Origin of the sequence: Trinickia sp. NRRL B-1857, from assembly GCF_050470685.1 — a bacterium.
In the GTDB taxonomy this organism is placed as follows: domain Bacteria; phylum Pseudomonadota; class Gammaproteobacteria; order Burkholderiales; family Burkholderiaceae; genus Trinickia.
In genome coordinates, this window is sequence record NZ_JBFLUK010000011.1 from 1333372 (window position 1) to 1345425 (window position 12054).

Genomic DNA, 12054 nt, shown 5'->3' on the forward strand with positions numbered 1-12054 from the left:
CGTTTGTCCGCCTTCGCTCACCACGAGGGGGCGTACGAACACCACCTGCTCGAGCGCGATTCGGACGGCAACCTCGTGCGCAATGTCGGCCGCCTGCACGACTGCTGCGCGCGCCATCTCCAGATGGGCCACACCCGGCAAGACACGGTGGCCTTGAACGACGTGATCACGCAGGAAGAACTCTTCGCCGCTGAAGGTCGAGCTGAAACGCTGCGCTTCGAGCGTCGACGTGTTTTGATGCAGCAGCGGATGCAACGCGGCACCGCCGATCGTCGATCGTTCTTCTACAACCGGCACCCAGTACCGCTCGTTCGCGAACGGATAAGTCGGCAAGCTGATACGCCGCGGCCTGTGCTCGCCGTACAACTGATCCCACGGCAACGCATAGCCTTGGCAGTACAAATCCGCCAATGCATGCAGGTTCTCCTGGTACCGCTGGCGCTCGCCCTGCAACAACGCCGTCTGGACCAGCAAATCCCGCGCATACGACTCGATCGCCTTTTGCCCGGTAAAGTCGCGGCCAACCTCGCCATGGAACAGATTCGACAGCTTCTCCTTGCTCGCCGCCTCGCTCCAGACATGCACCGCATGGTCGCGATCGCGCACTACCACCGCGCTGCGATACCGGAAGTGCTGCCGCCCGCACAACAACGTATAGCTCATCTGCGAGAGCGCTTGCGCGTCCCACTCGCCTTCGCGCAGCACCGTCAGAATATCGGCGATCTTGTGCTCCAACGCCTCGCTCGTCTTCGCCGACAACACCAGCAGGAAACTCGGCGGCACGTTCGACACCACCTGCGTCTCAGGCGCCTCGTACGCATCAACCACCATATGCGCGTTCGTGCCCGTCATCCCGAATGCACTCACCGCACCTCGGCGCGGATGTCCCACTCTCGCCGGCCAACGCTTCGTTTCCTTGTTCACATAGAACGGGCTCGATTGCCACTGGATATAGTCGCTCTCTTGCTCGCAATGCAGGCTCGCCGGAATCACCTCGTGGCGCAGGCCTTGCGTCAATGCCACTAGGCTCACGAGCCCCGACGCACCCAACGTATGACCGAGGTTGCTTTTGGTCGACGTCAGCGCGCAGAAACCCTGGCTGCTCGTTTGGTCCTTGAACGTGTCGTACAACGCATTGATTTCGATCGGGTCGCCTAGGCGCGTTCCGGTGCCATGCGTCACCACGTGACTGATCGACTCCGGATCGATCGCATGGCGTTCGTACACCTGCCGCAGCAACGCCGTTTGCGAAGCGCCGCTCGGCGCCGTGATGCCGTTGGTCTTGCCATCGTAGTTGATGCCACTACCGTGGATCAACGCGTAGATCGGATCGCCATCGGCCTGCGCTTGGCTCAGCCGCTTCAGCACCAACGCCACCACGGCCTCGCCCGGCACCATGCCGTTGGCTCGCTTATCGAATGCGAAACAATGGCCATCCGATGAAAGCATGCCCATCTGACTCATGCCGGCGTAGCTACCCGGCGTGAGCAACAGATTGGCCGCGCCCACGATCGCCGTATCGCATTCGCCGGCATGCAAGCTCAAGCACGCTTGATGCACTGCCACCAACCCCGACGAGCACGCCGTGTTGATCGTCATCACCGGACCTTTCAGGTCCAAGAAGTACGCGAGCCGCGCGCCAAGCATCCCGTCATGGTTGCCCGTCACCGCGCCTCGGCTGCCCGGCAGCAACTGATAGTCGCCTTGCTCGGCGCCAACGAACATCCCCACCTTGCTTCGATTGAGTTGTTCGCTGCCGTAGCCTGCATCTTCGAGCGCTTTCCACGCCTCTTGCAGTAACAGCCGTTGGCGCGGATCCATACGCTCGGCTTCGCGAGGCGATACTTCGAAGAACAGCGGATCGAATTCCGCCACGCCGGGGACGAAGCCTCCCCACTTGCAATTGGTCTTGCCCCGCTCGCTGGCCGGGTCGCCAAAGTACTCGCGCCAATCGAAGCGCTCGCCCGGGATCTCTTCAACCGCATCCTTGCCGCCGCTCAGAATCGCCCATAGTTCGGCAACACTGCGCGCTTGCGGGAAACGCCCGCTCATGCCGATGATCGCGATGGGCTCGTTCACTGCACCGATCGCAGGGCTCTCTACAGCTCGAATCGGTTGGAGTCCGGTAGCCATAGCAGGCGCGAACCGTGCCGGCGCTGCCGCTTCAACCTGTCCGCCCTCGCGATAGAACGCCTTCAGCATCTCGCTGTGCTGCCGCTGCAAATACTCGGCCAATTGCTCCAACGTCGGGTGACTGAAGAACTGAGCCGGCGTGAAGTCGATGCCGTAATGGCTACTTAAAGTGCGAGCAAAGGCCGCCAAACTCACCGAATCGAACCCGAAGTCGGCCAGGTTCTCCGTCACATCGAGACGCTGGCGCGGCACCTTCAATTGCTCGCTGACCAGCTCCTTCAGGTCCCACGTAATACATTGCTCAAGCGAAAAGCCTTGCATCGCAGCACGATAGCCCTTGCCGGCCGAAGCCGGTATCGTCGGCTTGGCCGATACGCTCGCATCCCTACGAGCACCGATACCGAGCATGGCCTCAATCCGGCTGCGCCGCCCCGTCATCACCAAATGCTGCGCACTGTCCGCGCCCAGGACACGCTCAAATACCGCTAGCCCTTCCGACGCTTCCAATGCCCGCTGCCCACTCGATTCGAGGTAGAGCCGAGTCGCGGCGTCGCCGCCGAGCTGCATGCCGCCGTCGCGCCACAGCGGCCAACTGATCGCGTAAGTCCGACGCCCCTGTCGATGACGCTCTTGCGCGTGCGCGACCTGGAAGCGATTTCCGATCGCATAGCTACACGCGCTAAAGTCGCCCAGTACCGCGGACGACGATGAGAAATAGCAGATGAAATCGAGCGGTTGATCCTGAAACAACGCATCCAACACGAGCGTGCCGTCGATTTTCGGTGCGAGTACTCGCTCGAATTGTTCGCGCGAAGTTGCCAAGATGCTTTGCCCGCCATCTACGCCTGCCGCATGAATCGCCGCGTGGATGGGGCCGAACCGTTCGCTTGCGCGCTCGAGCCCCGCACGCATAGCGCTCAGGTCGCAGACATCGGCTCGGACATATTCCACTTCGGCGCCCAATGCCTCCAATTCCTTGAGCTGCCGTTGCCGGCCGGCATCGAGCGCCGAGCGGCCGGTAAGGATCAACTTGGCGCCGTATTGTTCGGCCAGATAGCGCGCAAACAACTGTCCTAAGCCGCCGCATCCGCCCGTAATCAGATACGTACCGCCTTGGCGCAAATGCTTTTGGTTACTGTCGATGCGTGTGGGCCGAACGCGCAGAACGTAGCGCTTCCCATCTTGATGGCGGGTGCTTTCGAATGCGTCGGTACGCAGTTCGGCCCAAGCACCACGCGCCCAGTCGGTCGCATGAACCGCTGCGTCGTCCTCCCAGTGCATCACCGCAACCTTGAGGTGCGGCAGTGCGAGCCCGAGCGAGCGCTCGAACCCGATCCACGAATCGCTATGACAACGCGCCGAGACCAGAGCCCCGCTCGTGCCCAGCAACAACCGTTTGCATGAAGACTTGCTATGCGCCAGCGCTTGAATGAGGTGCACCACAGGCGCGACTTGCTCGACATACGTCGATGCTTCAAGGGGCCAGCCGTAAAACACCGCATCGACGGCGCCATGTTCCTCTTCGACTTCAACGAACAAGCGCGCGTAGTCGTTCATTTCCGCCGTCGCGGAGATCGAATAGACCGTTGCCGCCTCGCCGGCCTCGATCGCCTCTCGCGTGACGAACACCACCTTGACGGGCGTATCGTTACCGCCTAACGCCGTGAGCAACGCTTGCCGATGCTGGGCGTCGTTCAAGAAGCAGACCAACGTTCGCGGTGCGACCTGCCCAGCCGATTCAGTCGGGGCCTGTTCCTGCCACAATTCTTCGAACGTCATAAGCTCCAGCGGCTCCTCGGCAACGAGTGCCTGGGGCGCGACGTGCGAATGCGCAGCAAGGGTCGGCGCCTCCATCGCGACCGCATCCACAACGGTCGATGCCTTGGAGAGCGGTACCCAGTACCGTTCCCTAGCGAACGGATAGGTGGGCAAGCTAATCCGCCGCGGCGTCGCATCGTCGTATAACTTGTGCCAGTCGATGGACATTCCCTTGGTCCACAGCTCCAGCAACTTACCGTACTTGCCCTTGGCCACCCACGATTCGATCGCCTGCTGGAAATCCTCATCGCCCGTGAATAAACCGAGCGCATCCTTATTTCGCTTGGCCTGTCCCGTGTACAGGCCGTCGACATCGTGGCCTTCGAGGATGCCCCGCAGCTTATCCGTCAGCGCATCGATCGAATCGACGAGCAGCCCTAGGCGCGACTCCATCGCTTCACGTCCGACCTGCAACGTGTATGCAACGTCGGCCAGATCCGCATCGCTCAACTGCCGCGCTTTCACCGCCTCCAGCAGTTGGCGAACCTGATCCTTCAAACGCTCTTCGTTCTTGGCCGACAGCACGATCACGGCCGGCCGCGACGACGACACGGGCACCGCCGAGCGTGCGTTCTCGTTCGGGATGTATTCCTGCAAAATCACGTGAGCGTTGGAGCCGCCGGCACCGAATGCCGACACCCCGGCAATACGCGGATATTCGCGCGCCGGGCCGCCATCGATCGAGACCACCGGCCGCTTCCATTCGCCGATCTCGCGCTGAACGGCAAACGGCGTCTTTTCGAAGTCGATGTTCGGATTGAGCGTTTCCGAATGCAGGCTCGGCACGAGCGTCTTGTGCTTCATTTGAAGCAGCACTTTCGTGATACCCGCGATGCCCGCCGCGCTTTCGCAATGCCCGATGTTCGATTTGGCCGAGCCGATCGCGCAATACTGGCCTGCGTCGCCGGTTTGCCCGAACGCTTTGCTCAAGCCCGTGATCTCGATCGGATCGCCCAGCGACGTACCCGTGCCGTGGGCCTCGATATAGCTGATCGTGCGTGGATCGACACCCGAGCTCTTCAATGCCTGGCTAATGACGCTTGCCTGAGCATTCGGATTCGGGACCGTGTAACCGTTGGTCTTGCCGCCATGGTTGATCGCCGTGCCCTTGATCACGCCATGAATTTGATCGCCGTCGGCAATCGCCTTGGCCAATGGCTTGAGCAGCACCGCACCGACGCCTTCACCCGGCACATACCCGTCGCCACCCTCGCCGAAACTCTCGCAGTAACCCTTGCTCGAAGCGAACTTGCCACCCGACAGCAGCAAATACTTATTCGGATGTACCGATACGTTCACGCCGCCGGCGATCGCCAACTCACACCCGCCGCGTTGCAAGCTGAGGCAAGCCAGATGCAAGGCCGTCAGCGACGACGAACACATCGTGTCGAGCGCTAGGCTCGGCCCATGGAAATTGCAGAAGTAAGACACGCGGTTCGCAACCGACGAAGCGCTACCGGCTATCGCCAGCCCGCGACCGCGCGCCTGCTCTTGCGCGCCGTAGAGTTGGTATTCCTCATACATGACGCCGACAAAGACGCCCACATTGCCGTCCAGCCCCAACCCTCGGTACCCACGCAAACGCTCGCGCGTATAACCCGCATCTTCGAGCGTCTCGTACACGCACTGCAAGAACAGACGCTCCTGTGGATCCATCAACTCCGCTTCGCGCGGCGCAATATTGAAGAACAGCGGATCGAATTCATCCACGCCTTCGATAAACCCGCCCCACTTGCTATAACTCTTGCCCGAGCTCTCTTTGTCCGCATCGAAATAGAGACCATGGTCCCAGCGCTCGGCCGGAATTTCACGGATACAGTCCTTGCCTGCCTTCAAGTTCGACCAGAAGGCGTCGAGGTTGCGTGCCTCCGGATAGCGGCCGCTCATGCCGATAATGGCGACATCCATATCGTTCGACACGGCCGGCCGATCCTGCTTGGCGCTCCGTACCGTGAAGCGGCTCGACCCGAACCGTTCCGCGGTGCGCACGGAAGCCGCGCTGGGCCTGCGCGCGGGCTGCTCCGGCTTCGACTCCGGCCGCGCATCCATGCCGAGCAATGCGGTCAATCGATCGCGATGCGACTGCACAAAATAATCCGTCAGCGCGCGCAGTGTTTGATATTCGAAGAACAGCGTCTTCGACAGCGGGCCGAAATGCTTTTCGAGCTCGGTCGTCAATTGCATCACGAGGATCGAATCGATCCCGTACTGCTCCATCGGGGCATCGACATCAATTCGGCCGGCCGACAGCTTCAATGTCGACGACAGCAATCGCGTCAGGTAATGCGCCGTCTTTTCGGGCAGATCACCCGCTCCCGTTGACACCTCTGTCGAAGCAATCGCGCGCGACGATGATGCGGGCACTGCGAGCGGCGCCACCGCGACGGCAGCGCGCCTGACCGATTGCGCCTGCGGGCGCTGCGTTTCGCTCGACACGACGACGACTTGCGACAAGCCAAGCCCCATGGCTCGATAGAACGCGGCCAACCCGACCGGCGCCTCGAGCGGCACGACGCCGGCATCGCGTTTCAACCGTGCCCGCGTCGCTTCGTCCACCTGCATGCCGCCTTCGGCCCATAGCGGCCAGTTCAGCGACAGCGTACGTCCATGTCGCTTCCCCGCCGCCGTCAGGTCGTTGCGGTAGGCCGCGTAGGCGTCCATGAAACCGTTGGCCGCTGCATAGTCCGCCTGCCCGGCATTACCGAAGACACCCACCGTCGACGAAAACAACACCAGCCAATCCAGCGCCAAGTCCTTGGTCGCCTCGTCGAGCGCCGTCAGGCCCGAGACCTTCGGCGCGAGCACGGCGCCGGCCTCGGCAGTCGTCTTCCTAAGTAGGAAGTTGTCGAGGATGACGCCGGCGCTATGAACGATGCCATGTAGCGCGCCGAATTCGTCCACGATGCCGTCGACGAGGCCCTGAACCACGAGCGCATCGGCAATATCGGCTTGACGGTACACCACCGTAGCGCCTAGCGCGCGCAATGCGTCGAGCTCCGCCTGCTTGCGTTCATCCAGTGCGGAGCGTCCGCTGAGCACGAGCACCGGCGCTTTGCTGTGGCGTGCGATCTCGCGAGCGAACAGCAGCCCCAGACCACCCGCACCGCCTGTGATCAGGTACACCCCCGCATCGCGCCATGGCGAATCCGCCACCGGCAGCAACGGCAAATCCTCGCTCTGCCATCGATTGTCGGCGAATACGCCATCCAGGCTGCCATACTCGATTTGGAGCGCCCCGATCAATAGCCGCTGGGCCTCGAGATCCGTTTCGATCGTCCGCCTGTAGACGACAGTCGCGCCTAGCGCACGCAGTGCATCGAGTTGCGATTCCATGGCGTCATCGAGCGCCGCGCGGCCGGTCAGCACAAGCACCGGAGCCTGCGCTTGACGCGCGATCTCATAGGCGAATTGCAGCCCGATGCCCTGCGTGCCGCCGTTGATCAGATAGACACCTTCATCGCGCCAGGTCGATTTCACCTGCGCGGCGGGCGCCGCATCGCCTACCTGAGCGAGCGTCATGACTTGCCGTTGCCCGGCGAGATAGCGCACATACATATCCTGCGGAGCCGTGGCGCTCTCTCGCAACGCGGCCACGACTTCGCTTGCGTCCGCCCGCTCGCCGACGACGATCAACTGCCCGAGCAGTTTCGGATTCTCTTGGCGAGCTGTCTTGAGCAACGCCGCCAAGCCCGCGAACAATCGAGACTCGCCCGTATCCGCTATCACGAGTTGCAGCAAGACGTCGCCAAGCGGCTTCGCCTTGAGCACCGTTTGCAGCAACGAAAGCATCTTTGTCGCGGCTGTCTCGTAGCGCACCGCGATACTGCCCTCGCCGCGCAATACCTCATGCTGGGCATTAGGCAACTGCGCGCGTACCTTGGTTGCTAAGGTGTCGAGCGTGTCGCCGAGCACCACCCATCGCTGCACGTAGTCGCGCGGCGCCTCGGGTTCGACCGCTTGGGTCTGCCAGTGCGGCTTGAGCAGCAATGCGCCGCCGTCAGCCGTATCGTCCATCTCCCCGACGAGTCGCGAACTGAATCCGCGCAATTGCGCATAGACGCGCCCGAACTCATCCATGACGTCGATGTCGAGCTTGCGCACCGGACTTTCGGGGGTGCTATCCGGGCTATAGCGCACCCATGCCCAGGCGAGCGACGGGCAAGCACCGGCGACCGTCAGCCGCTCCAGTGCAAACGGCAACGACACTTTGCCGCTCGCTGAACCGGCTTCGTCCGACTCGGCGAGGCCGATTCCAAGCGAGGCTTGCAGCGCGGCATCCATGACGCTCGGATGCATCAAGAACGGCTCGACGCTTTGCCCCGACGGCATCGCGAGTTTGGCCAGGACTTGAGCCCGCCCCTTATCGTCCCGCCCGATTTGCAACGACTCGATACCGCGGAAGCTCGCACCGTATTGCAAACCGCGCGCGTCGAACGCCGCATAACATTGCGCGCCGTCCACGCGCCTACCGCCGCATTGCGCACGCAACGCGTCCAAATCGAGCACTTCTTGCGGCGACGCCTCAAGAATCGCGGCACACCCTTGCGAATGCACGAGCGCCGGCTCGTTATCGCCGGATTGGGTGTAGATTTCGAAGGCGATCTCGGCGCCGTCCTCGGGCATCAAGGCGATATGCACGGTCTGCTCCGCGTCGCCCACCACCAGCGGTCGTGCAAATATCACCTGTTCGAGCGCGATATCGACCGCATGCGCATGCCCGACACCCGATGCTTGCGCCACAGCCTCGCGCGCCATCTCAAGGTACGCCACGCCGGGGAGCACCCGTTGGCCGCGCATCACGTGATCGCGCAGGAAAAATTCTCGACCGTCAAAAGTCGAACTGAAACGCTGTTCGCTGAAGTCAGACGTGTTCCGATGCAGCAGCGGATGCAAGACAGTGCCGGCTGCCGCTATGGTGCGCTTTGCGGCCTGCACCCAATAGCGTTCTTTTTCGAACGGGTAAGTCGGCAAGCTGATGCGTCGCGGCTTGTCTCCAGCATATAACGCACCCCATTCGACGCGCTCGCCGTGGACCCAAGATGCCGCGATCGATTCCGCCAGCCCTCGCGCGGCGGTCATTGCCGGCCAACGAGCGGAATCGCGTTCGTCACGAGACGGGACCCCGGCCGATGGAATCTTCCCTCGAAAGCAATGGGCGATCTCGGCCGATCCGTTGGCGAACGCCTCGAGTTTGGCGCGAAGATCTTCGATGCCATGGGCGAGAAAGGCGATGCGTACTTCCAATGCCACGCGCCCGACTTGCAGCGTATAAGCCAGTGCTGACAAGTCCACGTCGATTTCGCGTAAATGCGTTGCCAAACGACTCGCGTAATCGCGCAAACGCTCGTCGGTCCTGGCCGATAGCACGATGACGGCCGGGTCTGCTTCGCTAAACCGCGGCGCCACAGGCGCGGGGCGCTCCTCGCACTCCTCGAGTATTAGATGAACGTTCGAGCCGGTCGCACCGAACGAGCTGATCCCGGCTCTACGCGGGAATGTCTTGGTCTCGCCGTCGATCGCGACAGTCGGCCTAGCCCATTCGCCGCAAGTGCGTTGGACGAAAAACGGCGATTGCTCCCAATCGATATGCGCGTTCTTCGTTTCCGAATGCAGGGAGGGGACCAGCGTCCGATGATGGATTTGCAACGCTGTTTTAATCAGCGCACCAATACCGGCTGCCGATTCCGCGTGCCCGATATTCGATTTGATCGACCCGATTGCGCAGAATTTCTTATCGTCGCTATAACGTCGAAACGCGCGCGTCAGTCCTTCCATTTCGATCGGATCGCCGAGCGAGGTTCCGGTGCCGTGGGCTTCGATATAGCTGATCGAACGCGGGTCTATGCCCGTCTTTTCCAGACAATCGGCGATGACATTGGCCTGCGCTACCGGGCTCGGGACCGTAAAGCCGCTCACATTGCCGACATGGTTGATACTGCTGCCCTTGATGACCGCATAAACGTGATCGCCATCCGCCAACGCGGCTCGCAGCGGCTTGAGCAGCACCGCACCGACGCCTTCGGCGGAAACGTAGCCGTCTCCGCCCTCGCCGAACGTCCGGCAGCGTCCATCGCTCGAATGCATGTCCATCGCGCCGAACGAGAGGTACTTGGCCGGGTGCAGCGAGAGATTGACGCCTCCCGCGAGCGCGCTATCGCTTTCGCCGCGCAACAAGCTTTCGACGGCCAGATGGACGGCGATCAACGACGACGAGCAGACCGTATCGACAACGATGCTGGGACCATGGAATCCGCACACATACGACACGCGGTTGGCGATTGCGGCGTTGCTGAACGAGACGGGAAAGCTTCCGCCTTGCGCGCGCGCCTCTTGGCTCAGCAACGCGTAATCTTTCTGCATCACGCCGGCAAAGACGCCGACCCGGCGTTCGCGCGGCGAACCGTCGTGCCGCATGAGGGTTTGCGGCGTATATCCGGCATCCTCCATCGCCTCCCAGCACGACTCGAGAAACAATCGCTCCTGCGGATCGAGACGCTCGGCTTCCCTCGGTGAAATCCGAAAGAATTGCGGATCGAAGCAATCCACATCGTCGATGAATCCTCCCCATCGCGAAATCGGTTTGCCCGAAGGCGAACGGAAGTCCGCCATCTCCTTCCAATCCCAGCGTGATGCCGGAATTTCAGTCACGCAATCTTTTTGTGCGAGAAGGTTCTGCCAGAGCGTCCGGATATTTCCCGCCTGCGGAAAACGTCCGGCCATGCCGACGATGGCGATATCCGATTGATCGGTTGCTTCGCCGTGACGTCGATCGCCAATAGCGGCCGCGTGATCGTGCGTACCGCCCGACGCCGATGGGCTGCCTGCGCTTTCAGCAGGGGCTGCCTGCGCCGGCCCCGTCGAGCCCATTGCCCGCTGAAACGCCTCGCGATGGTTTTCGGCCAAGTGTTGTGCGAGTAGCGAGATCGTCGTGTATTCGAAGAGCAGCGTCGGCGATACGCGGGCGTCGACGATATCCGCGATGTCCTGCACGACCTCGAGCAGCTTTGCTGAATCGAGGCCGATCTCGTAGTACCCGGCCTGCGGATCGATCCGCTCCGGTTCGCCTCGCAAGTGTTTGGCCAGCAACCGCGTAAGAAAGCCTTCGAGCTCGGCCGTGAAATCGTCGACAGGCGAATCGGCCGGCGTGGTCGCTTGCGGCGAGGCAGGTCGTTCGGTTGCCGGCGCACGCTCCCCGTTCTCCGCTGCACGCATCGGGTCGATTGCGGACAGATCGCGCACGAGCTTCCCGACTGAATTGCCCAGCTCGGCGACCTTTTTTCCGGATGCGTCGAAAAACTCCAACGTTTGATAGGTCAGTTCATTCTGAATCCGCCTAGAACTGCGTTGAACGCGGGCAAAGCAGCGGTTTTGAAGCGTGGCCGCTGCACGGAAATTCTCGTAATGCAAGGGCAAGACCAAACGGTCGTCGTCGCGCCCCTCCGACTCTTCTCGCCACAAAGCGCTTGCGCAAACGGCGCTGCTATCGATCAACCCGGGATGAAACGTCAGCAACGATCGCCCATCGTGCGTCACGTCGTCGACCGTGCAATCCAGATAGACCGCGGTGTCGCCGACATATGCCGTCCCGCGCGCTTTCATCAACCCGCTATGAACGAGCTCTCTTTCCCGATACGTCGCATAGATGGACTCGAGGTCGATCTCGCGCAGCGCGGTGGCTTTGATCGTGTCGATATCGATCGTCTCGTCGAATACGACCGGTTCGACGCGATGAACGCGTGCGGCGGCATAGCGCACCGGCGCTTTATCCTGTCCGTCGGATTCTCGGTCGATACCCTCGACGACTGTCTTCCATACACCTGACTCGACTTCGGTCCAATGGATAGACAGCGAGACGCTGCCGTCGTCCTTCACGATCAGCGGGCGATAGATCGACAGATCGCGCAGTTCGAGTTCGTCGTAGCGGTGACCGCGCTTCGCGAGCAGCTGGAACAACAAGTCGATGTAGGCGAGCCCTGGCAACAGATGCTGGCCATACACGCGGTGGTGCTGGAGCACCGGATGCTTCAACGTAAGCAGGAGATGATCTGTCACTTGACGCGTAATCATTGTTGCCAGGTTCCCGACTGATAGTGAATGGTGTTG

General features: G+C 61.7%; 1 protein-coding gene (only partly in view). It reads right to left on the minus strand.

The genetic code is table 11. From position 1 onward, the window contains the following. A protein-coding gene (locus AB1286_RS26625) for an SDR family NAD(P)-dependent oxidoreductase (protein WP_430366214.1) crosses the window boundary here: on the minus strand, nucleotides 1-12003 show its 5' end (the start). 21873 nt of this gene lie to the left of the window's left edge; only the first 12003 of its 33876 coding nucleotides appear in the window; the start codon lies at nucleotides 12001-12003; the stop codon falls past the left edge of the window. Nucleotides 12004-12054 lie beyond the last annotated feature (51 nt).